17 protein-coding genes are annotated in these 26,375 nt (G+C 72.4%); 10 read left to right on the forward strand and 7 right to left on the reverse strand.

Going from position 1 to position 26,375, the window contains the following annotated elements:
• Nucleotides 1-2 precede the first annotated feature (2 nt).
• Both CFN78_RS04360 and CFN78_RS04365 read right to left on the reverse strand, forming a co-directional pair.
• Complete coding sequence (locus tag CFN78_RS04360; protein WP_205660426.1) at nucleotides 3-10,370, reverse strand: non-ribosomal peptide synthetase; 10,368 nt, start codon at nucleotides 10,368-10,370, stop codon at nucleotides 3-5.
• A gap of 597 nt (nucleotides 10,371-10,967) precedes the next feature.
• On the reverse strand, nucleotides 10,968-12,056 hold the full coding sequence (locus CFN78_RS04365) for an Rv2629 family ribosome hibernation factor (protein ID WP_094861267.1): 1,089 nt from the start codon (nucleotides 12,054-12,056) through the stop codon (nucleotides 10,968-10,970).
• A gap of 295 nt (nucleotides 12,057-12,351) precedes the next feature.
• On the opposite strand from CFN78_RS04365, the gene CFN78_RS04370 reads away from it, so the two are divergent.
• Both CFN78_RS04370 and CFN78_RS04375 read left to right on the forward strand, forming a co-directional pair.
• Nucleotides 12,352-12,726: an STAS domain-containing protein gene (locus tag CFN78_RS04370; protein WP_094861268.1), complete on the forward strand. Its 375-nt coding sequence runs from the start codon at nucleotides 12,352-12,354 to the stop codon at nucleotides 12,724-12,726.
• A 94-nt stretch (nucleotides 12,727-12,820) separates the two neighbouring features.
• Complete coding sequence (locus CFN78_RS04375) at nucleotides 12,821-13,294, forward strand: hypothetical protein (RefSeq protein ID WP_094861269.1); 474 nt, start codon at nucleotides 12,821-12,823, stop codon at nucleotides 13,292-13,294.
• Between the two features lie 45 nt (nucleotides 13,295-13,339).
• Here the strand turns inward: CFN78_RS04375 and CFN78_RS04380 are convergent, their stop codons facing one another.
• The 3 genes from CFN78_RS04380 to CFN78_RS04390 form a co-directional block, all read right to left on the reverse strand.
• Nucleotides 13,340-14,239, reverse strand: coding sequence for an aminoglycoside phosphotransferase family protein (locus CFN78_RS04380; RefSeq protein WP_094861270.1), 900 nt, complete (start codon nucleotides 14,237-14,239; stop codon nucleotides 13,340-13,342).
• A gap of 101 nt (nucleotides 14,240-14,340) precedes the next feature.
• Nucleotides 14,341-15,000, reverse strand: a complete 660-nt coding sequence (locus tag CFN78_RS04385) for a response regulator transcription factor (protein ID WP_094861271.1) — start codon at nucleotides 14,998-15,000, stop codon at nucleotides 14,341-14,343.
• Complete coding sequence (locus CFN78_RS04390; RefSeq protein WP_094861272.1) at nucleotides 14,975-16,240, reverse strand: sensor histidine kinase; 1,266 nt, start codon at nucleotides 16,238-16,240, stop codon at nucleotides 14,975-14,977. Before CFN78_RS04390 ends, CFN78_RS04385 begins: the two co-directional genes overlap by 26 nt.
• Before the next feature lie 606 nt (nucleotides 16,241-16,846).
• Between CFN78_RS04390 and CFN78_RS04395 the strand changes: the two genes are divergently transcribed.
• Together CFN78_RS04395 and CFN78_RS04400 are read left to right on the forward strand one after the other, a co-directional pair.
• On the forward strand, nucleotides 16,847-17,860 hold the full coding sequence (locus CFN78_RS04395; RefSeq protein ID WP_094861273.1) for an alpha/beta fold hydrolase: 1,014 nt from the start codon (nucleotides 16,847-16,849) through the stop codon (nucleotides 17,858-17,860).
• Nucleotides 17,857-18,525 carry a GOLPH3/VPS74 family protein gene (locus tag CFN78_RS04400; RefSeq protein WP_094861274.1) on the forward strand — a complete coding sequence of 223 codons (669 nt, stop codon included), beginning with the start codon at nucleotides 17,857-17,859 and terminating at the stop codon, nucleotides 18,523-18,525. Before CFN78_RS04395 ends, CFN78_RS04400 begins: the two co-directional genes overlap by 4 nt.
• 11 nt (nucleotides 18,526-18,536) lie before the next feature.
• Here the strand turns inward: CFN78_RS04400 and CFN78_RS04405 are convergent, their stop codons facing one another.
• The gene (locus CFN78_RS04405) at nucleotides 18,537-19,151 is read right to left on the reverse strand and encodes a TetR/AcrR family transcriptional regulator (RefSeq protein WP_094861275.1); all 615 of its coding nucleotides are present in this window, start codon (nucleotides 19,149-19,151) and stop codon (nucleotides 18,537-18,539) included.
• 232 nt (nucleotides 19,152-19,383) lie between these two features.
• Between CFN78_RS04405 and CFN78_RS04410 the strand changes: the two genes are divergently transcribed.
• The 4 genes from CFN78_RS04410 (at nucleotide 19,384) to CFN78_RS04425 (ending at nucleotide 23,295) form a co-directional block, all read left to right on the forward strand.
• Nucleotides 19,384-19,905: a PH domain-containing protein gene (locus CFN78_RS04410; protein WP_240519260.1), complete on the forward strand. Its 522-nt coding sequence runs from the start codon at nucleotides 19,384-19,386 to the stop codon at nucleotides 19,903-19,905.
• Complete coding sequence (locus tag CFN78_RS04415; RefSeq protein WP_094861277.1) at nucleotides 19,902-21,440, forward strand: PH domain-containing protein; 1,539 nt, start codon at nucleotides 19,902-19,904, stop codon at nucleotides 21,438-21,440. The genes CFN78_RS04410 and CFN78_RS04415 overlap by 4 nt, the downstream gene beginning before the upstream one ends.
• A 3-nt stretch (nucleotides 21,441-21,443) precedes the next feature.
• The gene (locus CFN78_RS04420) at nucleotides 21,444-22,475 is read left to right on the forward strand and encodes an aminotransferase class V-fold PLP-dependent enzyme (protein WP_094861278.1); all 1,032 of its coding nucleotides are present in this window, start codon (nucleotides 21,444-21,446) and stop codon (nucleotides 22,473-22,475) included.
• 106 nt (nucleotides 22,476-22,581) lie between these two features.
• Nucleotides 22,582-23,295, forward strand: a complete 714-nt coding sequence (locus tag CFN78_RS04425) for a hypothetical protein (RefSeq protein WP_240519261.1) — start codon at nucleotides 22,582-22,584, stop codon at nucleotides 23,293-23,295.
• A gap of 19 nt (nucleotides 23,296-23,314) precedes the next feature.
• Here CFN78_RS04425 and CFN78_RS04430 read toward each other — a convergent pair whose 3' ends face one another.
• Nucleotides 23,315-24,307 (reverse strand): ferritin-like domain-containing protein, encoded by a 993-nt coding sequence (locus CFN78_RS04430; RefSeq protein WP_094861279.1) that lies wholly within the window; start codon nucleotides 24,305-24,307, stop codon nucleotides 23,315-23,317.
• A gap of 116 nt (nucleotides 24,308-24,423) precedes the next feature.
• Between CFN78_RS04430 and rimP the strand changes: the two genes are divergently transcribed.
• Together rimP and nusA are read left to right on the forward strand one after the other, a co-directional pair.
• On the forward strand, nucleotides 24,424-24,978 hold the full coding sequence (gene rimP / locus CFN78_RS04435) for a ribosome maturation factor RimP (protein WP_094861280.1): 555 nt from the start codon (nucleotides 24,424-24,426) through the stop codon (nucleotides 24,976-24,978).
• Nucleotides 24,975-26,048, forward strand: a complete 1,074-nt coding sequence (nusA, locus tag CFN78_RS04440) for a transcription termination factor NusA (RefSeq protein WP_240519262.1) — start codon at nucleotides 24,975-24,977, stop codon at nucleotides 26,046-26,048. Before rimP ends, nusA begins: the two co-directional genes overlap by 4 nt.
• The last annotated feature ends 327 nt before the right edge of the window (nucleotides 26,049-26,375 follow it).

The following is a 26,375-nucleotide window of genomic DNA, read 5'->3' on the forward strand; positions in this document are numbered from 1 at the left end:
GGTCAGCTCCCGGTTCGTTCCTGTGGTTCGTCGGCGCACCATGCCGCCAGCGCGTCCGCGACGACCGGGCCGATGTGTTCCAGCGCAGCGGGTTGCTGCAGCCGGGCGTGTTCGAAGGGCACCGGATGGTTGTCGATCCGGCCCTGCAGGTAGGGCGCCCACTCGTGCAGGGTGGGTGTGTTCTCGTCCCGTCCGGCCTCGGCGGTGAAGAACAGCACGTCCCCGTCGAAGCGCCGGGGGGTGAAGTCGTTCATCAGCCGTGCCTGCAGGACGAACACGCCGAGCATCGCGCCCAGGTCCTCCTCGGAGAGGCTGCCCAGCGGACTGCCCGCCGAGCGGTAGGCCCGCAGTACTCCGGCCCGGTCCAGCTCGTCCTGTTCGGGCACCGGAATGCCCTGGTTTCCCAGCAGCGCACGGAAGATCTGGTCCTCCGTCGCGTGCTCCAGCCCGTCCTGCGGCGCCATCGGGTACGAGTCCCACAGCGTGAGGAACGCGACCTCCTCGCCCGCCCGTTCGAGTTGCACGGCCACCTCGTGTGCCAGGTTCCCGCCGAAGGAGTAGCCGGCCAGGTGGTACGGGCCGTGCGGCTGCACCGAGCGGATCTGCGTGACGTAGTCGGCGGCGATGTCCCCGATCCCTGCCGGGTCGTAGGCATGGTCGGTCAGCCGTGGCGACTGCAGGCCGTACAGCGGACGCTCCGGGTCGAGGTAGCGCAGCAGGCCTGAGTAGCCCCAGGCGAGTCCGCTGGCCGAGTGCACCGCGAACAGCGGCGGCAGACTGCCCGAGGTGCGCAGCGGCAGGAGTACGTCGAGCGCGTTCTCCTCGGTGTCGTCGTGCAGGGTGCGGGCGAGGCCGGCGACGGTCGGGTTCTCGAACAGCCGCCGGATGGGCACGTCCACGCCGAAGGCCGAGCGGATCCGGCCGATCAGCCCGGTCGCCAGCAGGGAGTGCCCGCCCAGCTCGAAGAAGCTGTCGTCGATCCCCACCCGCTGCATGCCCAGTGCGCTCGCGAACAATCTGCACAGCAGGTCCTCCCGGGGTGAGCGCGGGCCGCGCCCGCCCGCGCCGGGATCCGCCGGTTCCGGAAGTGCCCGCTGGTCGAGTTTTCCGTTGGGGGTCAGCGGAAGCCGGTCCATCTCCACGAACGCGGAGGGGATCATGTAGTCCGGCAGCGAGCCGGCCAGCGCGTCCCGCAGGACGTCCGGGTCGACCTCGCCGGGCAGGGCAGGCACCACGTAGGCGACCAGCCGCCGGTTGCCCGCCCGGGTGTCCCGGACGACCACCGCGGCGCCGACGACGCCGTCCGCGCGGGTCAGCGTCGACTCGATCTCACCGAGTTCGATACGGAAGCCCCGCAGCTTCACCTGCCCGTCGACACGGCCGACGAACTCCAGCGTCGCGTCCGGCTGCCACCGCACCAGGTCGCCGGTGCGGTACATCCGGGTGCCGCCCTGGGCGAAGGGATCGGGCACGAACCGCTCAGCGGTGAGCTGCGTGCGGTTGAGGTAGCCGCGGGCGACGCCCGCACCGGAGAGGTACAGCTCGCCGGGCACCCCGGGCGGCAGCGGCCGCAGGTGCTCGTCGAGCACGTATGCCTTCGTGTTGCGTACCGGCCTGCCGATCGCCGGGCGGTCCCGGTCGGCGAGGTCGGCGATCACAGAGTCCACAGTGGACTCGGTAGGGCCGTAGAAGTTGTACGCGGTCACGCCGTCCAACTCGCGCAGTTCCGCCCACAGGTCCACCGGAACGCTCTCCCCGCCGAGGGCGAGCACCGTCGGGCGGTGCCCCCCGCCGTCGAGCAGACCATGTGTCATGAGCTGGCGCAGGTACGAGGGCGTCGTCTCGATCACGTCGATGCGCTGCTCCCGCAGCCCGGCGACCAGGTCCTCCGCGTTGCGCCGCGTCGAGTCGTCCACGATGTGCAGTTCGTGGCCCGCGATCATCCACAGCACCGGATCCCAGGAGGCGTCGAAGGCGACGGCGGCGGTCAGGGCCACTCGCAGCATCCGTCCGCCGAGCCGGTCCGACGCGGGGGCGAACAGGTGCTCGCCGTGCTGCCGGGACAGGTTCGCCAGCGAACGGTGCTCCACCACCACACCCTTGGGGCGGCCGGTGGATCCGGAGGTGTGGATGACGTACGCCGGATCGTCCTCGGACAGCGGGCGTTCACGCTCCACATCGGACAGATCGTCGCCGTCGTGACCGGCCACCTCGGCCAGCGTCGCGGCGGAATCCAGGCGCAGCAACGGATGCGTGTCGCCGACAACGGCGGCGCCCTGTTCGTCGGCCAGCACCAGCACCGGATCGGTGTCGGAGAGCAGGAAGGCGATCCGCCCGGCCGGGTACTCCAGGTCGATCGGCTGGTAGACGGCGCCCGCCTTGAGTACCGCGAGCAGAGCCGTCATGGTCCGTGCCGAACGGGACAGCGCGACCGCCACCGTGTCGCCCGTGCCGACGCCGCGGGAACGCAGCGACCGGGCGAGCCGGTTGGCCTCGGCGTTGAGCCCGGCGGTGGTGATCCGCTCGGCACCGGCGACGACGGACAGGGCCGCGGGCTCGGCCAGGGCCGCGTGCCGTTCGAACAGCTCCACCACGGTGGCCGCGGACTGCGAGCGCCCGGTGTCGTTCCAGTGCTCCAGCACCTGTTCGCGCTCCGCGGCGGAGACGAGGTCCACATCGCCGATCCTGGCGTCCGGGGTGGCGGTGAACTCGTCCAGCACCTGCTCGAACCAGCGGGCGAAGCGTTCCGCCGTGCGGCGGTCGTACAGGTCCGCGCTGTACTCCAGCGTGCCGGTGAGCCCGGCCGGGGACCCGTCCAGGTGACGTCGCTCCGACAGGGACAGCGACAGGTCGAACTTGGCCGCGTCCACGCCCTCCAGGTCGGCCACGGAGACCTTAAGTCCCGGCAGGTGCAGTTCCGCCGTCGGGGTGTTCTGCAGCGTCAGCATCACCTGGAACAGCGGGTGCCTGCTCAGGGTCCTGGCCGGCGAGACCTCCTCGACGACCCGCTCGAACGGGACGTCCTGATGGTCGAAGGCGGCCAGGTCGGTGGACCGGATCCGCTGCAGCAGCTCGGCGAACGTGGGATTTCCGGCCAGATCCGCCCGCAGCACCAGGGTGTTGACGAAGAAGCCGACCAGCTCGTCGAGCGCCTCGTCCCGGCGTCCCGCGACCGGGGTGCCGATCGGCACGTCCTTGCCCGCGCCGAGCCGGGACAGCAGTGTCGCCAGCGCGGCGTGCAGGGCCATGAAGACGCTGACGCCGTGCCCGCGCGCTATACCGGCCACGGCCGCGTGCACCCGCTCCGGAATCGACATGGCGACCGTGCCGCCGCTGCCGCCGGGTTCGGCGGGCCGGGGACGGTCGTGCGGCAGGGTCAACTCCTCGGGCAGCCCGGTCAGTTCGGCCGCCCAGAAGTCGAGCTGTCCGCGCAACCTGCTCGACGGGTCGTCCTCGGCGCCGAGCTCGTCCTGCTGCCACAGGGTGTAGTCCGCGTACTGCACCGCGAGCGCGGGCAGGCAGGGCTCGGTGTCGCCGATGTGTGCCGCGTACGCCGCGGCCAGATCACGGGCAAGCGGTGCCGTGGACCAGCCGTCCGCGGCGATGTGATGCACCACCAGCAACAGCGTGTGCCGGTCCTCGGCGGAACGGAACAGTTCCGCCCGCAGGGGAAGTTCCTCGTCCAGCGCGAAGCCGCGGCGGGCCGAGGCGGCCATGGCCTCCCGGGCCCCGCCGTCGATCCGGTGCACCGGCAGTTCCGGGCGGGCGTCGCGCGGCGGCAGGATCCGCTGGTACGGCGTGCCGTCCTCGGCGGGGAACAGGGTCCGCAGCGTTTCGTGTCGCGCGACCACATCGCGCAGCGCGGCCCGCAGCGCCCCGGCGTCGAGCTCGCCGTCCAGTTCGAGGGCCATCACGATGTTGTAGCTGCCGTTCGCGCCCTCGAAGTTGTTCAGGAACCACATCCGGCGCTGTGCGTAGGACAGCGGCACGCGTTCGGGCCGGGACCGCCGCACCAGCGGTGACCGTCCGGCGTCCGCGTCCGGCAGACGTCCGGCGAGGCCGCGCACGGTCGGCTCCTCGAACAGCGCCCGGATGGGCAGTTCGACGCCGAGTTCCGCACGGATCCGGCTGACCAGCTTGGTCACCAGCAGCGAATGCCCGCCGAGGGCGAAGAAGTCGTCGTCGATGCCGATGCCGGGCACGCCCAGGGTGCGGGAGAACACCGCGCACAGGCGTTCCTCGACGTGGTCGCGCGGCCCCTGCGCCGGCCCGGTCGCCGCGGCATCCGGGGCGGGCAGCGCGGCCCGGTCGAGCTTTCCGTTGGGGGTCAGCGGGAACTCGGGGATCGCCAGCACCGTCTGCGGCACCATGTAGTCCGGCAGCGAGGCGCGGGTGGCCTCCCGCAGCGCCGCGGTGTCCGGCTCGCCGGATCCGGCGGCGGGCACCACGTAGGCGAGCAACCTGGCCGGTGCGTCCTCCGGTGTGTCCACGAGGACGGCCGCGGACGCGACGTCCCGGTGTGCCGTCAGCGCGGCCTCGACCTCGCCGAGCTCCACCCGGAACCCGCGGATCTTCACCTGGTCGTCGATCCGGCCGACGAACTCCAGCTCGCCGCCCGGTGCGGTCCAGCGCACCAGGTCGCCGGTGCGGTACATCCGGGTGCCCTCGGGGCCGTACGGGTCCGGCACGAACCGTTCGGCCGTCAGCCCCGGCCGCCCGCGGTAGCCGCGGGCGAGGCCCGCTCCGGCGAGGTACAGCTCGCCGTCGACCCCGTCCGGCACCGGCTCCAGACCGGAGTCGAAGACATAGGCCCGGACGTTGTGCACCGCCGAGCCGATGACCGGCCCGGTGCCGGCGTCCACCCTGGCGACTATGGCGTCCACAGTGGACTCGGTCGGACCGTAGAAGTTGAATGCCAGCAAGCCGGGCACCGAGCCGAGTTCGTCCCACAGGCTCTCGCCGACCGCCTCGCCGCCGAGCGCGAGCACCGTCGGCCGGTGGCCGTCGGAGTCCAGCAGTCCCATGGCCAGAAGCTGCGCCACATACGACGGCGTGGTCTCCATCGCGTCGATCCGCCTGTTCGACACGTAGTCGAGCAGGGCCTCGGGGTCGCGTCGGGTGTCGTCGTCGATCATGTGCAGCTCGTGTCCGTCGACCATCCAGAGGATCGGGTCCCAGGAGGCGTCGAAGGACATGCCGGCGGTGTGGGCGACGCGCAGCACCTCGCGGCCGGTGGCCGCGGAGGCCGGGCCGAACACCTTCTCCCGGTGACCGCACAGCAGGTTCACCAGCGCCTCGTGGCTCACCTCCACACCCTTGGGACGCCCGGTGGAACCCGAGGTGTAGAGCAGGTACGCGGAGTCGGCGGGCGAGGGCGAGGGAAGTCTGCCGGTGCCGGAGTTCCCGGGGGATTCCTCGTCCATCAGCAACGTCCCGGGCAGCGGGCCGGGTAGCTGCTCGCGCAGCCGGTCGGCGACCGCCGAGGTGGTGACGAGTTGCCCGGGTGCAGCGTCCTCCAGCAGGTACCCGATCCGCTCGGCCGGGTACTCCACGTCCACCGGAAGGTAGATGCCCGAGGCCTTGACCACGGCCAGCAGCGCGACCACCGAGTCGGCCGAGCGCGGCAGCGCGACGGCGACCGGCGTTCCGGCGCGGACGCCGCGCTCCCGCAGGGTGGTGGCCAGCGCCCCTGCCCGGGCGTCCAGCTCGGCGAAGCTCAGAGTCACCTCACCCGCGACCACCGCGGTCCGGTGTGGACGGTCATCGGCCTGGGCCTCGAACAGTTCCGGCAGCGAGAGCGGGGACACCGGGCGGCGGGAGCCGTGCCGTTCGGTGAGCACCTCGGCGCGCTGCCGCTCGGTCAGCAGTCCACTGCGGCGGATAGGTGCGTCCGGGTCGGCGGTCAGCGAGCCGAGCAGCCGCAGCAGTGTTTCGACGTGCCACCGGGCGGTGCTCTCGTCGAACAGTTCGGTGCTGTACTCCAGCTCGCCGGAGAGTCCGGCGGGGGAGCCGTCCGGCGCGAAGCGCTCGCCCAGCGTCAGCGACAGGTCGAACTTCGCGGCGGCGGTGACCGCCGTGGTGTCCGCCCGCGCGTGCAGTCCGGGCAGATCGAGGGTGGCGGCCGCGTTGTTCTGCAGGGTCAGCATCGCCTGGAACAGCGGGTTGCGCCCGGGGATGCGCTCGGGATCGACCGCCTCGACCACCCGGTCGAAGGGGAGGTCCTGGTTCTCCAGCGCGGCGAGGTCGGTGTCCCGGACCCGTGCGAGGAACTCCCGGAACGAGGGGTCGCCGTCGATGATCGTGCGCAGCACCAGGGTGTTGACGAAGAAGCCGACGAGTTCGTCGAGCGCCGGGTCGGTACGACCGGCGACCGGGGTGCCGATGGAGATGTCCCGGCCCGCGCCCAGCCGGGACAGCCAGATCGCCATCGCCGAGTGCAGCGCCATGAACGGGCTCGCACCGCGTTCCGCGGCGACACGAGCCAGCGCCGCGTGCACGGACGCGGGGATCTCGACCGCCACGGTCGCCCCGGAGCGCAGCGGCTCCGAGGGCCGGGGCCGGTCGGTGCGGATACCCAGTTCCGCGGGCACACCGTCCAGAGTGGACTTCCAGAACCGGGCCTGCGCCGCAGCCGGGCTGTCCTGGTCGGTGTCGGCTCCGAGCAGTTCGTGGTGCCACAGCGCGTAGTCGGCGTACTGCACGGTCAGCGGCGGCAGATCCGCGGGCCTGCCGGACAGGCGCGCCCGGTACGACTCCCCGAGGTCCCGGGCCAGCGGCGCGAAGGACCAGCCGTCCCCGGCGATGTGGTGGAGCACCAGCACCAGCACGTGCTCCCGGTTACCGGTGCGCAGCAGTACCGCCCGCACCGGCACCTCGTAGTCGAGGGCGAAGCCGCGGCGCGCCTCGGCGGCGATCCGGGCCTCCACCGCTCCGGGGGTCACGGTCTCGACGTCCATCGCGATCCCGGCCGCCTCGGGCGGCAGGATCCGCTGGTGCGGTTCGCCGTCGCGCTCGGCGACGATCGTCCGCAGGCTCTCGTGCCGGGTGACGACGTCGCCGAGCGCCTCGCGCAGGGCGGTGCGATCCAGCGCTCCGGACAGGTGCAGCACGACCGGCATGTTGTACTCGGGCGAGGCCGGATCGAGGCGGTTGAGGAACCACAATCGGCGCTGGGCCAACGACAACGGGATCTGCTCGGGACGCCAGCGGGGCGTCAGCGCCGGCCGGTCGCCCGCGGGCGAGCCGGCAACCCGTGCGGCCAGCCGCGCCGGGGTGGTGGCCTCGAACAGGTCCCGGATGGACAGTGCGGCGCCCAGCTCGGCGCGGACGGCCCCGGTCAGCCGGGTCGCGAGCAGCGAGTGCCCGCCGAGTTCGAAGAAGTCGTCGTCCGGTCCGACCGCGGCCAGTTCGAGGGTGGACGCGAAGAGCCTGCACAGCGCGGCCTCGGTCGGGCCCGCGGGCTCGCGCACGGTGCCGGCGCGGTCGTCCGCCGCGAGCTCGGGCAGCCTCGCCGTGTCCAGCTTTCCGTTGGGCGTCAACGGGAACTCGTCCATCGCCTGCACGGTCGCCGGTACCAGGTGGGCGGGCAGCGTCTCGCCGAGACGGTCCCGGATCCGGGCCGGATCGGCGGTGGCCGGGGTGACGTACCCGGCCAGGCGGCGGCTCGCGTCGTCGGTGCCGCGGACGATCACCGCGGCCTGGCCGACGCCGTCGACCGCGGCCAGCGCGGCCCGCACCTCGCCCGGTTCGATCCGGAAGCCGCGGATCTTGACCTGCTCGTCGGTACGGCCGAGGAACTCGAGCCGCCCGTCGTCGTTCCAGCGGGCCAGATCGCCGGTGCGGTACATCCGCTCGCCCGCGCCGTCGAAGGGATTGGCGGTGAAACGCTCGGCGGTGAGCGCCGCGCGGCCGTGGTAGCCGCGGGCCAGTCCGTGGCCCGCGAGGTACAGCTCGCCGGTCACCCCTGCCGGAGCGGGCCGCAGCCCGGCGTCCAGTACGTAGGAGCGCACCCCGGGCATCGGCGTGCCGATCACCGGTACCGGCGATGCGCTCAGCTCCGTGGCCACCGAGTCCACAGTGGACTCGGTGGGACCGTACAGGTTCACCGCGAGCACGCCGTCCAGCGCGCGGAGCCGTTGCCACAGCGCGAGATCCACGGCTTCACCACCGAGCGCGACCACGGCCGGTCCGGCCTGGTCGTAGAGGCCCGCCGCGAGCAGCCCCCGGAAGTAGGAGGGCGTGGTCTCGATCGACCCCACGTTCTCCCCGGCCAGATACCGTGCGCATGCCTCGGGGTCGCGGCGGATCTCGTCGGCGACCATCAGCAGCTCGTGGCCGTCGAGCATCCACAGCACCGGATCCCAGGCGGCGTCGAAGGCCACGCCCGCCAGGTGCGCCACGCGCAGGGTGTCCGCGCCCGTCGCCGCGCGGGCAGGGCCGAACAGGCGTTCCCGATGCCCGGCGAACAGGTTCGCCAGGCTGTGGTGCTCCACCACGACCCCCTTCGGGCGGCCGGTGGAGCCGGAGGTGTAGATCAGGTAGGCGGCGTGCTCCGGGAGCAGGGGACGGAGCCGCTCGGTCCCGGCGATCGGGGCAGGGGAGTGTGAGCGCGTGCTCGCGGCGAGGTCCTCGATCAGCAGCGGTGTCACGCCGGCGGGCAGGGAGCCCGCCGTGGCGCGGTCGGCGAGGACCCGGGCCGGCCGGGAGTCGTCGAGCAGGAACGCGATCCGCTCGGCCGGGTGGCCGGGGTCGATCGGCTGGTACGCGGCACCGGTCTTGCTCACCGCGAGCAGCGCGCGGATCGTCCCCACGGACCGGGGCAGCAGCACCGCTACGGTGTCGCCCGGTCCGGTGCCCCCGGCGATCAGTAGCCGGGCCAGCCGGTTCGCCTCGGCGTCCAGTTCGGCGAAGGTGAGCGCCGTCCGGTCGTCGGCCACGGCGGGCGCGTCCGGCGTGCGGGCCACCTGCGCGTCGAACAGCGCGGGCAGGGTCGCCTCGTCCGGGCCGGGCCCCCGGCGCGCGGTGTCGTTCCAGGTCCGCAGCACCAGCCGGGTCTCGTCCTCGTCGATCAGGTCCAGCTCGCCGACCCGGTCGGCGGTGGTGGCCGCAACCCGGCGCAGGATCCGCAGGAAACGTTCGTGATGTGCGGTCAGCTCCGCGGCGGGGTAACGGGCCGGGTTCGCGTTGAAGTCCACCCGCAGGCCGGACTCAGGCGAGATGCCCTGGATCACGATGGACAGATCGTCGACCGGGCCGACGGACAGGTTGTGATTCGACGCGGTCATCCCCGGCCCGAAGGCCGGGCTGTCGTCCATCGGCAGGAGGTTCACCGTGGGGCCGTGCAGGGGCTTGCCGGGTGCCATGCCGAGATCGCGGCGCAGTGTGTCGGCCGGGTACCGCTGGTGCCGGAGAGTGTCCCGGATCTCCCGTGAGGCCTGCGCGACGAGTTCGGCCACCGTGGTCCCGGGCGTCACCCGCAACCGCAGCGGCAGCACGTTGGACACCATGGAGGGCGTCGCGCGCAGGACGGGACTGCGGCGGGCCGTCACCGGCAGGCCCAGCACCACGTCGGTGTCCCCGGTGATGCGGTGCAGGTAGGCGGCGACCGCCGCCACGACCAGTGGAGACCATGAGGTTCCGAGGTCCCGGGAGCGGTGCTGCAGCGCGGCGGCCTCCCGCGCGTCGAGATGCGCCGTCCGCTGCGCGAAGGTCGTCGACATCGGGGCCGTCGAGTCCGAGGGCATGGTGGCATCCGGACGGTCGGCCATCCTGGCCTGCCAGAAGGCGGCGTCGGTGGCCGAGCGGGGGGACGAGGCGTACTCGTGGTCCTGCGCGAGAACCTCGGCCAGGGAACCGAAGTCGGTCTCGGGGATCTTGTCACCCGCGACGAGTGCGCGGTACAGCGCGGCGATCCGGCGCAGCACCAGCACGGCACCGTACCCGTCCACCAGCAGGTGGTGCACTCGCTGGTAGAGGAAGTGCCGCCGCTCGCCGAGGCGAAGCAACGCGGCCCGGGACAGTTCACCGGTGACCGGGTCCACGGGGGCGGCCAGGTCGCGTGTCATCCATGACCGGGCGGCAGCCTCGGGGTCGTCCTCGCCGCTCAGATCGATCAGCGGCAGGGGCTGGTCGCTTGGCTCGCGCAGGTACTGGCGCGGGCCGTCGACGGTGTCGGTGAACCCAGCCCGCAGCGCCTCGGCCTCGGCCTGGACTCGCCAGACGGCGTGCTGCAGGTGGGCCACCTCGAGCGCGCCGCCGATGTCCAGGAACTGCGCGATGTTGTACATCGGGTTTCCAGGAGCCAGCCGTTGCCCGAACCAGATGCCCTGCTGGGCGGTGGACAGTCGCATTCCATCGGCATCGACGTACATCTCTATGCCACGCTTTCGAATCAGTCCTGTGGTCTACCGGGTCCCGCAAATGTCCGGACGGGTCCCCGTAGGTGGCGACGTTCCGTTCCTGCGGCGTATTTCGCCCCTGTGCGGGAGAACACGGCCGGAGGGTCGGTCGCTGCCCTTGTTCTGTGATTGGTCCGCGTCCCCGTGTCGCGGACGAAAGTAATTCGCCCCCAGGAGACGAACGGCTTGGCCGAGGTGACATGAAGCACCTTCGGGTGACATCGATGATCTCCTCTGGGAGTGGCATCCCGGCGGGCCGGGTGGTCCCGGAACATCACGAGAAGAATGGCTACTCGTCAGTATTTTACGAAGGTATCGAAAGAGTGAGATTGCAGCGCAAGGCCGGGACACCGAAGGGATTCTCCGGATGTCCCGGCCTTGTCGTCCGGCCGCTCGCGCCCCTACCTGGTGGCCGTACTCACGTATTGATGTGAATATGTCGTTCGTGAATTCTGGTCGACGGAGTCGGCAATTCCTCCAGAGCCGGGGAGTTGATCATCGGATGTTTCGGCAGGACCACGGAGAAAATCGTGCACATCTGAGCGGAACTGTCACCGAGGGCCGTGATTTTCACGTGTGCCGGAGTATGGCCCCGAATCCGTCCTCGAACTCCAGCCTCTCGTCGACGGTGACCAGTTCTCCGCCCGCGGCGAGCGCGGCGGTGGGCAGGGCCTCGTCGGCGCGGACCCGGCGCGGCTGCACTACGCCGAGCGCCGCGACCTCCTGCTCGCCGCCGAGCTGGGTGACCTCGTCCCCCGAGAAGACCGTCGCGTCCGCGGACGGCTCGCCCACCAGCAGTGTCTCCACATTCGCCTCCCGCAGCGCGGCGGTCACCGGCCCGAGACCCTGCACGGCCAGACCGTGTGCTCCGCCCGAGCGGAACCGGTCGGCCACCTCGTCGATCCGGGCCAGCCGCCTGCCCGTGACGACCTCGAACACGGCTCGGTCGAGTTCCGCGCCACCGTCCTTGTCCCTGCTGCCCGCCCGCACCGGCCTGGTCAGCGCCCTCGTCCGCTCCGGTAGCAGGTCCAGCAGGGCGGAGCGGGCCTGGACCTCGCCGCCGAGCACGACCAGTCCGGCGCCCGCGTTCTCGGTGGCGGTGGCGATCTTCTCCGCCGCCTGCCGGAGGTTGTCCCTGGTGATCTCGTCCGTCCGTGCCTGCATGTCCTGGTGCCCGGCTCCGCCGCCGCGAGCCGCGTGCACCGCGTGCCGGTCGCCGTCCGCCGAGCCGTGCCGCCGCAGTTCACCGTCCGCGCCGACGATCGTGATCGTGACGCCCACCTGGTCGACGACCGCGATCACGTACGGCGTGCCGGGGTTGCCGTGCCGCGCCAGGGGAACCAGGTACGGCAGGCGGGACAGCCGCGCTACCGGCTCGGCGGGCGGCTCGGCCAGGGACTCATCGACCAGCACGGTCGTACCGGCCGCCAGCAGGGCTCGCCCGCCACGACCGGCCGGCGGCCGCCCACCGGACACCGCCTCGTCGAGCACGCCGAGCAGGCCCTCGTCCGCGCCCTGGCCGGCGAGATCGTCGCGCATGTTGCGCCAGGTCACGGTGAACTGCTTGTCGGCGTCGGCCGTGTCGTGGGTGGTGTCCAGATAGACCGAGGCGAACGGTCCGTCGGTCGCCGTGACCTCAAGCAGAGCGGTCGAGTGCATGGGAACCTCCTCGCTTGCCCATTCGCGTGGCGCCCGGATCGGGTGATCATCGGCGCCCTCGTCCGACGGCTACCCCAGGCCAGGGGCGGGTCAAACCGCCCTGACCCGGCACGACGTCTCGCACGGACGGTTGACGGGGTTGACCACGCAGAGCACCGGCGTATCGTCGGGCGTGTCACTGGCTGTTGTTCAGAAGCGTGCTCCGGTCAGCGTTCCAATCGCTCACAGCCCGCCAGGATCCGGCCACGTGCCGACGTCGTTCCGGCAGTTCCGGTGGGTTCCGAGAGGAGTGCACATGGGAATACCCCGACCACGGACCCCGGACGACGGCCACGGTCTTGCTCTGACCACCACTCGTCCCGCGCACGGCGCGTCCGTCGTCACCGCCGTCGGCGAGATCGACGCCTCCACCTGCCGTTACCTGCAGGCGCGCCTCGACGAGGCGGCGCTGACCGAGGCCGACTCGGTGATCGTCGACCTGACCGGCGTCTCGTTCCTCGGCTGTGCCGGGATGGAGATCCTGGTCGCCGCCTCCGGCCGTTTCCAGCAGTTGTGCCTGGCCACCGACGAGCACATCGTGCTGCGCGCCCTCCAGGTGACCGGCATCGCGGACCGGTTCCCGGTGTTCCCCTCCGTCGCCGAGGCGCTTTCCCGTACACCGGTGGCATAGCCCACCGCCCGGACCGGGTTTCGCAGCGTGACCGGACGGGCACCCCCCGGAAGTGAGGCCGCCCGACGGGCGGAGCCTGCCGAAAGGGGCGACGATGGACACCAACGCTTACATGACGTTCCTGCTCGTAGGCGTTCTGCTGGTCGCGATCGACGGGCAGATCATCTACCGGAGCGGACGCCGCTATCTGGAGAACGCCGAGGGCAGTGCCGACTCCGGTGCCTCCATGGTCCGGCTGATCACGGTGCTCTTCCACCTCGTGGTGCTCGGCCTGCTGGCCCTGTTGTCCACGATCGACCTCGGAGGCGGCAGTTCCGCGGTCGCCGTCGTCGGCAAGCTGGGCGTGGTCCTGCTGATACTGGCGGTGGCGCACGCCGTGGCACTGGCCGTGCTGGCCCGCATCCGCGACGAGCAGGTGGTCGGGCAGCACATCGCCGATCGGCGCGGGCCGGCGGCCGGAACCGGGCAGTCCGGTGCGGCCGTGACACCGGTGCCGGGCCAGCAGGGCCGGGACCCCAGGCTCAGCCCGCCGCTGGAGCGCGGAACGTACCCGGCGACCGATCGGTGATCCACGGGCCGGCCCGCCGTCGGCGGGCCGGGTTCGCAGGCGCGCTCAGGCCGCCAGGGTGACCGCCAGTTCTTCGCACACCCCGTCCGTGGTGCCCGGCCGGCCGTGCTCCCGTGCCGACAGCACGGTCGCCACCGCGCGGGCCTGGGTCCACCGGCGCACCCGCTCGGGGTCCAGTTCCGCGGTCTCGGCGAACACCTCGAGCGCGTGCCCGGACCCGTGCGCACTCCCGTGCGCGGTGAGCCCGGTCCAGCAGGCGCGCAGCAGCGTCAGTGCTTCGAACGCGGGATCACCCGCGAGCCCCTTCGGGTCGACCACCAGCCACGGCTGTCTGCGTCCGCGCAGGATGTTCGACGGACGCAGATCGCCGTGCACCACCACCTCCGGCTGACCGGGGCCGAGTTCCCGTGCCGTCGCCACCGCCGCGTCCACCGTCCGGTCCGGCAACGGGCCGCCGAGCGCCACGGCCTTCCGGCGCAGGTCTCGCTGCCAGCCCGCGGCCACGGTGGACAGGCGGGGCAGGCCGGGGGGAGCGGGCACCGCCAGTTGCCTGGCGAGCCTGCCCGCGGCCGCGACCACGGCGAAGGGGTCGGGTAGTTCCGCGGCCGACCGCGGCCGCAGGCGTTCCCGCAGCATCGCCGAGGTCCCGTCCTCACGTTCCAGCAGCCGGGCGGCCCCGTTGCCCGCCCACGCCGCCAGCGCATCGGCCTCGGCGTGGTTGCCCGGGTCCGGCCAGGAGACCTTCAGCACCGCCCCGGAGCCGTCCTCCCGCCGTACCGGCAGTACCACCGCCGCGGGGCCGTGCGACATCGGTTCGGCCGGTACGCAGCGCCAGCGCTCGAGCAGGGAGCCCAGCAGCGAGGGCAGGGCTTCCAGCCAGGGCGGCCCGGTCCGTTCCTCGCGGGCCACGATGGCGGCTGCGAAGGCCGTGGGGATCTCGATCACGTAGCCCTGCCCGATCTCGCGGTGGATGTGTACGGCGACAGCGTAGGACCGCGGGCGGCACCGTCGGCCAGGATGCCGATCACCATGCCGGTCGCGAGGGGTCAGGCACGCTCGCGCGGCACCAGCCCGGCCTCGTGCGCGAGCAGGCCGGCCTGGGTGCGGTTCGCGCAGTCCAGCTTCACCAGCATCCGGGAGACGTAGCTCTTCACCGTCGCCTCCGACAGGTGCAGCCGCCCGGCGATCTCGGCGTTGGTCATTCCGGACCCGAGACAGCCCAGTACCTCCACCTCGCGGTCGGTCAGGTCCCGGATCCGCAGTCGTGCCCCCTCGCCGCGCTGCTGCTCGTCGGCGGAGGCGGCGACCAGCCTGCGGGCGGCGGCGGGGGAGAGGACCGTGTGGCCGTCGGCGGCAACCCGCACCAGGCTGATCAGGTCCTCCGGCGGCGTGGACTTCACCAGGAAACCGGAGGCGCCCGCCCGCAGCGCGCGGATCACGTAGCTGTCCGCGTCGAACGTGGTCAGCGCGACCACGGCCGGTGGCCGGGGCAGGACCACGATCCGCTCGATCGCGGTGAGGCCGTCCACGCCCGGCATCCGCAGGTCCATCAGCACCACCCGGGGCTGGTGGCGCACCACGGCCTCGACCGCCTCGGCGCCGTCGTGCGCCTGGGCCACCACCTCGATGTCGTCCGCGGAGCCCAGGATCGCGCGCAGGTGCGCGCAGACCATGGGCTCGTCATCGACGACGACCACCGGAATCATGAGGATCACTTTCGTGCGTCGGAACGTAGGCGGGCAGTATCGCACCGAGCCGGTACCCACCCCCGGCTGATCGCCCGGACTCGAAGGTCCCGCCGATCAGCTCCACCCGCTGCCGCAGGCCCAGCAGCCCGGAGCCCGAACCGCTGCGGGCGAGCACCTCGTCCGGGGGCCTGCGAGCAGGCCCGTTGACCACCTCGATGTGCATACCGTCCGGCCGATAGCGCAGTGCGACCCGGATCTCCGCGCCGGGAGCGTGCTTGCGGACGTTGGTCAGGGCCTCCTGGACGACCCGGTACGCCGTGCGCGCCACCGCCGCCGACAGATCCGGACCCTCACCGTCCACAGTGAACTCGATCCGGTCACCCACCGAACGGGCCTCGGTGATCAGCGTGGCGGGATCCGGCCGGGGCCGCGGATCACCGGCCGGTGGTTCTCGACTGTCCACTTCGGACTGTCCGGAGCGCAGGACGCCGACCAGGTCGCGCAGTTCGTCGAGTGCCTGGGTGCCCGCCGTGCGGATGTCCTCGGCGCTGGACCGGACGGCCGGGTCGGCGGAGGTCACGCCCAGCGCCCCCGCGTGCAGCACCATCAGGCTCAGCCGGTGGGTCACCACGTCGTGCATCTCCGCCGCCAGCAACCGCCGTTCCTGCGCGCGGGCGCGTTCGGCCAGCAGTTCCTGCTCCCGCTCCGCCCGTTCGGCCCTGTCCCGCAGCGAGGCGACGAGCTGGGTGCGCGCGTCCAGGTAGAGCACGGCCAGCGCGGGCACGAGGGTGTTCAGCAGTCCGAACGGGGTGGTGGCCCAGCTCGGCGCCCACGGCCGGCAGGCGAGCACGGCGAAGGCCCCGACGAACGTGAACGCGGTGCGCCGGTCCACCCGGCGGATCAGGTTCACCACCACCGCGGGGGTCGCGGCCGGCACCAGGGTCTGGGTGGCCGGTTCGAGCGGCACCAGCAGCCCGGGCGCGGCCCACCCGGACACCAGGATGGCGACCGAGACGGCGAGGATCAGCAGCGCGACGGCGCGCGGCCGGCGGGACAGCAACAGCAGTGAGGCGTCGACCGCGAGGTGCATCATCAGTGCGGCGTCCGGGCCGAGCCATCCCGACGTCCGGGAACCGACCCCGTAGACGATCAGGTCGAGCGCCGCGAACACGGCCACCGCCGCCAGCCCGCCGATCGCGTCCCCCCTCGTCGGCCAGAGGACGGACCACCAGGTGCGGGTGGGGCATGTGGTGCGCACGCGCTCACCGTAACCAGCTTCGCCACCGCGTGCGGCTGCCGCGCACCTTCGCCGCACCCGGGGTAGACGAAAGTTGCGCCCGCCCGCAGGGAAGTCCACCTTCGTCGTCGCGATCGACCCCCAAGCGCGGTGTCGCCCGGCCCGCCTGCCGCGCTGGAATGGTCGACATGTTCGCGACCAGCACCGGCGGAAGCCGGGGACTCCCGCCGGTGCCGGACGCGATCCTCGCGGTCGCCGGCCACCCGGTGCGCCGCTGTCGTTCACCGGCACGCGCTACGGGGGTGGCTTCCCACGCGTCATGCCCCGGAACGGCCGGTCGAGGTCGTCTGGACTGGGGGTACCTCGACCGGCCACCACCTCGTCGCGGCTGTGGCCGGCGCGGGATCGGCTGCTCGGGCGACGGACAGCACGCCCACCGGCATCCCGGCCGGTCGCGAAGACGCGGACTCGTCGCCCTGCCCGGGTTCTCCACGTGGCCGAGCCGCGCGGTGCCTCGCTCGCCTGCGGAACCAGGTGCGGCCGGTGAACGCGGTGCACCGGACACGGCAGCACGGACAGCATCCGTCCGGGGAGGACGGACCTCATCGGACACGAACAGGAGCGGACATGACCGGACATTCCAGAAGGACCGCGCTGCGCGCCGCCGCGGTGGCCGGGACGGCGGGCGCACTCGGGCTCACCGTAGGCGGCACGGCCGGCGGCACGGCCGGCCATACAGCCGGTGCCACGGCCGGGACCGGTGGCAGGCGGGGGACGACGACCTTCGTGATCGTCACCGGGGCCAGCGGCTCGCCGGGCGGCATCAACGATCTCGCGCTGCGCGGGCACCGCACGGTGGGCGTGGACCTGCCCGGCCACCGTCTCTCGGACGGTCAGTTCACGCTCGACTACCAGGCGCCGCAGGACCTCACCTCGCTGGCGACCCGCCCGTCCCCGATGCGCGACGTCGGCCTGGACGACTTCGCCGACGCCGCGATCGCGGTGGTCCGGCGCGTCGCCGAGTTCGGTCCCGTCATCCTCTACGGCGGCAGCATGGGCGGGGCGACGCTCAACCGGGTCGGCAACGCCGTGCCCGATCTGATCGACCGGATCGTGTACGACACGGCCTTCTGCTGCGTCGATCTCGCCAGCCCGAACGACTACTACGCCACCCCCGAGGGCGCCACCACGCTGGCGCCGAACCTGGCGGGCCTGACGGTGGCCGACCCGGCGGTGCTGGGTGCGGTGCGGGCGAACTACCGCTCCGCCGACCCGGCGGCGCTCGCGGCCGCCAGGGAGGCGCTGATGGACGGCGCCTCCGACGCCGAGTTCTACGGCATGATCGCCACTCTGCAACCGGACGAGTCGGTGACCGTCGGCGGCGAGGACTGCCGGGTCGACGCGGGCACCTGGGGACGCATCCCCCGTACCTACATCCGGCACACCCTCGATCGGATGATTCCGATCGCCATGCAGGACCGGATGATCGCCGAGGCGGACGCTCTCATCCCGGACAACCCGTTCGAGGTGCACAGTGTGGACGCGCCGCACGCGGCCAACGCCGCGCAGTTCGCCAGGATCGTCGATATCCTCGACGGACTGGCGACAAGAGACTCAGGACAAGGGGACGGTGACGAATGAACGAGACCGGCGGAACCAGTTCCCTTCCCGCGCAGGCGTATCTGCTCGCCTGTGACATCGGGGCGCGCCGCGTGCCGGACCGGCAGCAGGCCGGGCACCTGGTCCGGGCGGCCGCACTGACCGACCTGCTGCTGCGCGGCAGACTGGTCGACGACGACGGCAGGGCCGTTCCCCGTCCGGGCGGTTCCACCGGTGACGACCTGCTCGACGAGGTACTCGGCGAGATCGTCGAGGCCAAGCCCGGCAAGTGGAAGTCACTGGTACGCCAGGATCCACGCGGGACACTGCGCTCGCTGGAGGCCCTGCTCGACTCCGCGCGGGTGATCCGGCTGGAGCAGACGACCACTCTCGGAATCTTCCGCCGCCGCAAGGTCACCGTCCGCGACGAGGGGGGACGGGCCAGGCTGGCGGCGATCGTCGACGGTGCGCTGCGCGGTGGTGGGAGTGTCGAGCGGCTGCCGAGAGAGGACGCGGCGCTGACGGCTCTGGTGGCCGCGGTCGAGCTGCGCGGCGTCGTCTCGCGTGCGGACCGCCGTCGCAACCGCGACCGGCTGGACGCGCTGGAGGAGCACGCGGGAGTGGCCGTTCCCGCGCTGCGCAAGGTTTTCCGCGAGGTGCGCAACGCCCGTATCGCCGCGGCCTCGGCGGGTTCGCACGGAAGCTGAGCCGGAACGGCTCAGCTCATCGGCACCGACTCGCCGATGTACAGGCCGTCCAGGTAGTAGTCCATAGTGGACAGAGCGGCATCGGCGGTGCGTTCACCGGTGATGATCGCGGCGCACTGGGAGTCGACCAGGGACCACAGCACCACGGACTCCTCGTGCGGGTCCGCGCCGGGGCGCAGTACGCCGGCGTCCCGGTCCCGGCAGAGAAGTTCGGTGAAGAAGCCGATCACCTTCGGTGCGCCCTCGGCGAGCACCGCGGCCACCGCGGGCTCGCTGAGGGCGCGAATGAAGAAGGCTACCGATACCAGCCATTCCGAACGGCTCTGCTCGGTGGTGGGCAGGACTTCGGTCAGGCAGGTGCGCAGGACCGAGCGGACCGTCGGGGCGTGTGCCGATCGCACCAGGTCGGTGATCCGGCGTTCTCGCTCGGCGCTCTGGTGTTCCAGCGCGAACACCAGCATGTCGTCCTTGGTGTGGAAGTAGTGCTGTACGGCTCCCATCGACAGCCCTGCCTCCGCGGCGACATGGCGGAGGCTGACCGCCTCGAGGCCCTCGCGCGCGGTCAGGCTCAGCAGAGCCTCGGCGATTCGCGCGCGGCGGGTGTCGTGGTCGACGTGCTTGGGCACCGGTCTCCCTTCGCTCGCTCACTGTCCAATGCGGCCGCATTGCATCGGTGTCCGGCGCGAGTATACGATGCGCCGCAACGCGGGAGCGTTCGTCGCGAACAGTTCGGCGGGGCGGCACCGTCCCTTCGCCGGAGCGCGGCATCCCTCGCGGTGATGTCCGCGGTGGAATGTCCATAGTGGACGATTCGAGTACCGCCGGTCCGACGACCGCGGTGATTTGGGGAGGAACACAGTGACGTCGTCGACGACAACGCCACCGGGCACGGGAGAGGTGCGGCTGCGTCCGCCGCGGAACAAGGTGGACCCGCGGGCGGTCTCCTGGTGGCGGGTGCTGGTGCTGCTGATCTTCGGCGTGCCGGTGGTCGCGCTGGTCGTGCTGGGTCTGCTGATCGCACCGGCGCGGGTCTGGCTGCTGGTCCCGGCGGGCGCCGTCGCGCTGATCGGGATCGTCGCACTGCTGGGTCTGCCCGCGTGGTGGTATCGGGTGCATCGCTGGGAGGTCACCGAGACCGCCGTCTACACGCGGACCGGGGCGCTCTGGCAGCAGTGGCGGGTGGCGCCCATGTCGCGCATCCAGACCGTGGACACCCAGCGCGGTCCGCTCGAGCAGGCTTTCGGCCTGGCGACGCTGATCGTCACCACCGCCTCGGCCAAGGGTGAGGTGAAGATCGAGGGCCTCGATCACGAGGTCGCCGCCGAACTCGCGCAGCGGCTCACCGAGACCACGCAGGCCATTCCCGGTGATGCCACATGAGCGCCGCCGAGGACGGCTGGCGGCGGCTCGACCGTCGCACGGTGGCGGTCACCGCGATCGTGATGGCCGGTGTGGCGATCGGTGCCGGGGTGCCGACCACGGTGGGCATCGCGTCGAACACCTCGCTCGGCACCGCCCTGCTGTGGGTCGTGCCCGCCGGGTTGCTGCTGATCGCCATCGGCGCGGGCTGGGACTACCTGCGCTGGTACAAGACCTGGTACCGGATCGGCGACGAACGGGCCGAACTGCGCACCGGCATCCTGGTCCGCACCCGGCGGTCACTGCACCGCGACCGCATCCGCGCGGTTGACCTCACCGCCGATCCGATCACCCGGATCTTCGGCCTTGCCAACGTGAAGATCGGTACCGGGGAGAGCAGCGCGCCGGGCACGAGTTCCTTCGTTCTGCGGCCGGTCACCGCCGCAACCGCGGAGCAACTCCGTCGCGAACTGCTCGACCGTCCTGTCGGCGACACGGCCACCGCCGAGGGCATGCTCGCCGAACTGGACCCGGCCTGGGTGCGGTACGCGCCGACCTCGTTCCTGGCTCCGCTGCTCGGAATCGGTGCCTTCGGCGTGGTGATGAACGTCTCGGAGTGGTTCGGCCTGCAGAAGGGCGTCATCGAGTGGGTGGCGGACCTGTTCTCCGGGCTGCCGCTGGTGGTGACCATCCTGGTGCTGATCGCGCTCGCGCTGGTCCTCGGCTCGATCGGCTCGCTGCTGTTGTTCGTCGAGATGTGGTGGCGGTTCCGGCTGGAACGGGAGTCCGGCGGCACCCTGCGGGTGCGCCGCGGCCTGCTCACCACACGATCGATCTCCTTGGAGGAGAAGCGGTTGCGCGGTCTCGAGGTGGTCGAACCACTCGGCGCGCGCATGCTCGGCGCCGCGCGCGTGGACATCATCGCCACCGGCATGGTGCAGCGCAAGGACGACGACAAGACCGACCATCGCACGGTGCTGCCGCCGGCGCCGAAGGACATCGCCGACCGCGTGGCGGCCGACGTGCTGCGCGAGGAGGTCGCACCGACGAACAGTGCCCGGCTGGCCGGGCATCCCCGGGCGGCCCGCGGCCGCCGGATCCGCTGGGCGCTCGCCGCCGTGGTGGCCGTCGTGCTGCCGCTGCTGGTGCTGGGCGTGCTGCTGACCGATGTGCTGCTGCACCTGGCGTGGATCGCCGCGCTGGTGTTGCTGCCGATCGCGATCCTGATCGCGCTCGACTCCTACCGCGCGCTCGGTCACGGGCTGACCGGCGACTACCTGGTCGCCCGCAACGGCAGCGTCCGCCGTTCCACGGTCGCGCTCCAGCGACGCGGGATCATCGGCTGGACCGCGCGGCAGTCGGTGTTCCAGCGCAGGGCCGGGCTGATCACGCTCACCGCGACCACCGCGGCGGGCACCGGCGGTTACTCGGTACACGACGTCGGCGCGAGCGAGGGGCTCGTCTTCGCCGAGGCGGCCGTCCCGGACCTGTTCGCTCCCTTCCTCGAGGGGCCGCTTCCGCGCAGGGCCGACGAGACCGTGTCCGGCGAGGTGTGAGGCATGCGCTCCGCCTTCGGTGCGTCGTTCGACGTGCCCGCCGGGTACCTGAACACGCCCAGCATCGGCATCCCCCCGGAGCGGGCCGGCGAGGCGGTGAGTGCGGCCGTGCGGCGGTGGCGGTGCGGCGGGGACGACCCGGTGGACTTCGACGAGCCGGTTGCGGCCTCCCGGGCCGGATTCGCCCGGCTGGTCGGGGTCGACGCCGAACGGGTCGCCCTCGGCAGCACCGTCTCGCAACTGGTCGCACTGGTCGCCGCCGGAGTGCCGGAGGGGGGACGCGTTCTGTTGGCGGAGGGCGACTTCACCAGCGTCGGCTTCCCCTTCGCCGTACGGGCGCGCGCTTCGGGCGGCACCGTGACCGAGGTGCCCCTCGGCGAACTGGTGTCCAGTGTGGACGGACATGATGTGGTCGCGGTGAGCGTCGTGCAGTCCGCCGACGGCCGGATGGTGCACCTGCCTGCGCTGCGCGCCGCCTGTGCCGCCACCGGGGCGCGGGTACTGCTCGACGTCACCCAGGCGGCGGGCTGGCTGCCACTGCGGCTGGACTGGGCGGACTGGGTGGTCTGCGCCGGGTACAAGTGGCTGATGGCGCCCCGGGGCGCGGCCTGGCTGGCCGTGCGCCCGGAGGCGATGGAGCGCACGGTTCCGGTCGCCGCCAACTGGTACGCCGGTACGGACCCGTGGCGCACCACCTACGGCCTGCCGCTGCGCCTCGCCGCCGGCGCCCGCGGGCTGGACCTGTCGCCGGTCTGGCACGCTCACCTCGGTGCGGCCGCCACGCTGGAGTACCTCGCCGGCCTGGATCCGGCGGCGGTGCGGGAGCACTGCACGGGACTGGCGGACCTGTTCCTGGAGCGGCTCGGCCAGGCCGCGCGCGGAAGCGCGATCGTGTCGCTGACGGTGGACGGCGCCGCGGAGCGTCTCGCCGCCGCCGGAGTGCGCGCCGGTGTCCGCGCGGGGCGGGCCCGGGTCGGATTCCACCTGTACAACACGGTCGACGACGTCGAACTGGCCGCCAGGGCCCTGTCCTAGAGACAGACTCCGGACCCGGACCGGCCGATCGCCCTGTGTCAGCGTGGACGACCGGTTTGCCCGCTCGGATGAACTCCGGCCCGCTCGTGAACTACGGTATGTGCTCGTGGTTGGTCCGCATTTCTCTCCAGGCGCCGGTGACACCTCCGCCGGCGGTATGCCCGTGCGCGGTGCCGCCGCCGGTGACACGGCGCCCATCCGGCGGGTCGCCGACGGCAGTGGCGGCAACAACGGCGGTGACCGCGGCAACGGCTCCCGGTACGCGACGCTGTTCAAGGGCGCGGGCCTGCTCGCGGTGGCGGTGGTCTCCGGTCTGGTCTGGTGGCTGGTCCGGCACGAGCCCGCCGGCCCAGAGCCGGCGGCCGGCCCGGACCAGGGCACCACCGCGGCGTTCCAGTACTCCTCCGTCGCCGATCCGGTGCGCTCCACCGACTGCGTGGCCGGTTCCTACGGGGAGATCCAGGACTGGTTCCGCGACCACCCCTGCCAGTCGCTGTCCCGCGGTCTCTACGTCACCGAGGTCGAGGGCAAGCGGGCACTGGTGTCGGTCGCCCTCGTCACCATGCCCGACGCGCGACTCGCCCAGCAGTTCAAGGCGATCACCGACACCGACAACACGGGCAACGTCGCGGATCTCGTCCGGGACGGCTCCGCGAAGATCCCGGGGGCACCGCGGGTGGCGACCGGCGAGTACCAGTCGAGGGTCAGCGAGGCCACCGTGACGATCGTCGAGACGAACTTCTTCGACGGCGTGCAGGACGCGGCCCTGCTGCCGCGCATCGCCGCCGATGCGCTGCTGCTGGGTGACCAGCTTCGCTGAGCGGGAGGACTCCGGCGGCTCAGACCGCCGTCCGGCCCGGCAGCGCGATCGCCGCGGGGGTGAGCCCGGCCTCGCCCCGCCACGCCGTCCCGCGGGAGGCGGAACCCATCAGCGCCCGCATCGCGACGGTGCGCAGTTCGCCGTCGTCGGTGCCGTCGAGCACTCCCCGCCACGCGGTCGCGGCGTCCGTCTCGGCGGTCGCCACCACGGCGGCCGCCGTCTGCTCGTCGGTGACCGGCTTCGGCGGGAGGTAGGCGGCCTCCGGGGCCACCGGCGTCGCACCGGCCCCGTTCAATATGCGTTCGAGTGCGTCGCGGCGGTCCCGGTGCTCACTCGCGCCGTCCGCGACACCCGCGGTGTAGTCGCCCGGCAGGAACGCGCTCACCAGCCCGTACACCCACACCGCGGCGTGCTCGGCCGTCAGTGCCCGCTGCAGGGCGTCGGCCGTCTCCGGGGGCAGCGTCCCGGACGGCACCGGCGCCGCGGCCGGGTCGACCCCCGGATCGCTGCCACCACCGAGTTCGTCGGAGAGCTGCTGGGCCGCGGCGCAACCCGCGGCGACGGAGGCGAGCAGGGAGGCGCGGTGCCGGGGCTGGGCCGGGACGAGCGCGGCGGCCTGCGCACGTGCGGTGTCCAGCCGGGATCCGAGACCGGCGAGATCGGCGGAGGCCGGTGCGGTGCGCGCGGGCGATTCGGCGGCGGGCCGGTTCTCCCGGTCGATCTCGGCCTGCAGCGCGTCGGCGTGGGCGGAGCGGACCTCGGCCACCTGCCTGGCGAGCGCGGCGGACTGCGCCGCGCCGGTGCCCGCGATGGCCGCGGCCGACTCCGCGTCGGCCCGGGCCTGGTCGCGCAGCGGGACCAGATCGTCCGGCCCCTCGGCGTAGCCGGGACCGCAGGCCGCGGCCAGTGGCACCGCCACGGCGGCCAAGGCGACGCAACGCAGCACGTCACGGCGGGTGCGCGGGCGGACCCGATCCGCTCGCACGGCCAGGGCATCGTGACGGTCGCTCATGTGGCGCCATCCTGCCAGGCCTCGTCCGGACGCCAGGGGTCCGACCACCGGCGGGCACCCGCGCGGAGGAGATAGGCTGGTCCATCACTGACCGCAGCTGAATAGGGAGCGCCACGTTGGCAGCAGAACTCGCCGGAAGGCTCGAGCCGATCGTGGCGGAAGCCGTCGATGGCGCGGGTTTCGACCTCGACGCGCTCGAGGTCCAGCAGGCGGGCCGGCGCAAGCTGGTCAAGGTGGTGGTGGACTCCGACGAGGGCGTCGGCCTGGACGAGGTCGCCGGCGTCAGCCGTGCGGTCGCGGCCGTGCTCGACGAGAACGAGCACCTGCTGGAGGGGGCCTACACCCTGGAGGTCACCTCGCCCGGCGTCGAGCGTCCGCTGACGCAGCCGCGGCACTGGCGGCGGGCCCGGTACCGGCTGGTGCGGGTGACCCCGGTCGAGGGTGCGCCGTTCGCCGGCCGGGTCGGGGACGCGGGGGAGAGCTCCGTGCGGCTGCTCGTCTCCGGAGAACTGCGCGACCTCGCCTACGCCGACTGCGCCTCGGCGGTCATCGAGGTCGAGTTCAAGCAGCCGCCCGCTGCGGACCTCGCGTTGCTCGGCCACGATGAGCCGGGCACGACCGATACGACTGACGACACAACTCAAGAGGAACCGAAGGAGGAGTCGAGGTGAACGTCGACATCGCCGCGCTTCGTGCGATCGAGCGAGACAAGGACATCCCCTTCGAGACGGTGATCGACGCGATCGAGACCGCGTTGCTGACCGCGTACAAGCACACCGAGGGGCACCAGCCGCGCGCGCGGATCGACATCGATCGCAAGAACGGCTACGTGCGCGTCCTGGCCCACACCCTGGGCGAAGACGGCGAGATCGACGAGGAGTGGGACGACACCCCGGAGGGGTTCGGCCGGATCGCGGCCACCACCGCTCGTCAGGTCATCCTGCAGCGACTGCGCGACGCCGAGCACGAGAAGACCTACGGCGAGTTCTCCGCCAAGGAGGGCGAGATCATCGCCGGGGTCATCCAGCGCGACGCCAGGGCCAACGCCCGCGGCATGGTGATGGTGCAGGTCGGTGACACCGAGGGCGTGCTGCCCTCGGCCGAGCAGGTGCCCGGCGAGTCGTACCAGCACGGCAGCCGGATCAAGGCCTACGTGGTGGGCGTCTCGCGGGGCAACCGGGGGCCGCAGATCACGCTGTCCCGCACGCACCCGAACCTGGTGCGCCGCCTGTTCGCGCTCGAGGTGCCGGAGATCGCCGACGGCACGGTGGAGATCGCCGCCGTCGCCCGCGAGGCCGGCCACCGGTCGAAGATCGCGGTGCGCTCGACTGTGCAGGGCGTCAACGCGAAAGGTGCCTGTATCGGACCGGTCGGGGCCAGGGTGCGCAACGTGATGAGCGAACTCGCCGGCGAGAAGATCGACATCATCGATCACTCGGAGGATCCGGCCCGATTCGTCGGCAACGCGCTCTCGCCCGCCAAGGTCGTGTCGGTGCGTGTGGTCGACGAGCGGGCGAAGACCGCCCGGGTCGTCGTGCCGGACTTCCAGCTCTCCCTCGCCATCGGCAAGGAGGGCCAGAACGCCCGGCTCGCCGCCCGTCTGACCGGCTGGCGCATCGACATCCGCAGCGATGCTGCTGCCGCGGAGTCCGAGGTCGCCGACCCGGAGGACCCCGTTCCCGGAGCGGCCGAGACGGCGGAGCCCGCCGCGAGCGAGACCCAGGGCGCGGTCGCGGACTGATCCCTCGTGTGCCGGGCCGCCATCGGTGGCCCGGCACGCCACGCGCTGTCCTGACCGGCCGGACCCCGGTGCGCCGCCGGGTGCGCGGAATGCTCCGGGCACGCGATGCGTTGACCGCTACCCACCGCTCGGGCGACCGGCCGCGCCGGCCCGTCCACTCAGCCTCGGCTCGGACCCCGGTGTGTCGCGTGGTGGTGGAGACGTTGGGTGGGGTTGTCGCACGGAGTGTGTCGCCTGAGGGCGGTGGTGGGAGACGTTGGGTGGGGTTGTCGCACGGAGTGTGTCGCCTGAGGGCGGTGGTGGGAGACGCTGGGTGGGGTTGTCGCA

Origin of the sequence: Amycolatopsis antarctica, assembly GCF_002262875.1 — a bacterium.
Classification (GTDB): domain Bacteria; phylum Actinomycetota; class Actinomycetes; order Mycobacteriales; family Pseudonocardiaceae; genus Amycolatopsis; species Amycolatopsis antarctica.

What these genes read in the sequence shown, in the direction of transcription:
- CFN78_RS04360 (WP_205660426.1), bottom strand. Translation starts at nt 10,370, where the DNA reads ATGTACGTCGATGCCGATGGAATGCGACTGTCCACCGCCCAGCAGGGC.
- CFN78_RS04365 (WP_094861267.1), bottom strand. Translation starts at nt 12,056, where the DNA reads ATGCACTCGACCGCTCTGCTTGAGGTCACGGCGACCGACGGACCGTTC.
- CFN78_RS04370 (WP_094861268.1), top strand. Translation starts at nt 12,352, where the DNA reads ATGGGAATACCCCGACCACGGACCCCGGACGACGGCCACGGTCTTGCT.
- CFN78_RS04375 (WP_094861269.1), top strand. Translation starts at nt 12,821, where the DNA reads ATGGACACCAACGCTTACATGACGTTCCTGCTCGTAGGCGTTCTGCTG.
- CFN78_RS04385 (WP_094861271.1), bottom strand. Translation starts at nt 15,000, where the DNA reads ATGATTCCGGTGGTCGTCGTCGATGACGAGCCCATGGTCTGCGCGCAC.
- CFN78_RS04395 (WP_094861273.1), top strand. Translation starts at nt 16,847, where the DNA reads ATGACCGGACATTCCAGAAGGACCGCGCTGCGCGCCGCCGCGGTGGCC.
- CFN78_RS04400 (WP_094861274.1), top strand. Translation starts at nt 17,857, where the DNA reads ATGAACGAGACCGGCGGAACCAGTTCCCTTCCCGCGCAGGCGTATCTG.
- CFN78_RS04415 (WP_094861277.1), top strand. Translation starts at nt 19,902, where the DNA reads ATGAGCGCCGCCGAGGACGGCTGGCGGCGGCTCGACCGTCGCACGGTG.
- CFN78_RS04420 (WP_094861278.1), top strand. Translation starts at nt 21,444, where the DNA reads ATGCGCTCCGCCTTCGGTGCGTCGTTCGACGTGCCCGCCGGGTACCTG.
- CFN78_RS04430 (WP_094861279.1), bottom strand. Translation starts at nt 24,307, where the DNA reads ATGAGCGACCGTCACGATGCCCTGGCCGTGCGAGCGGATCGGGTCCGC.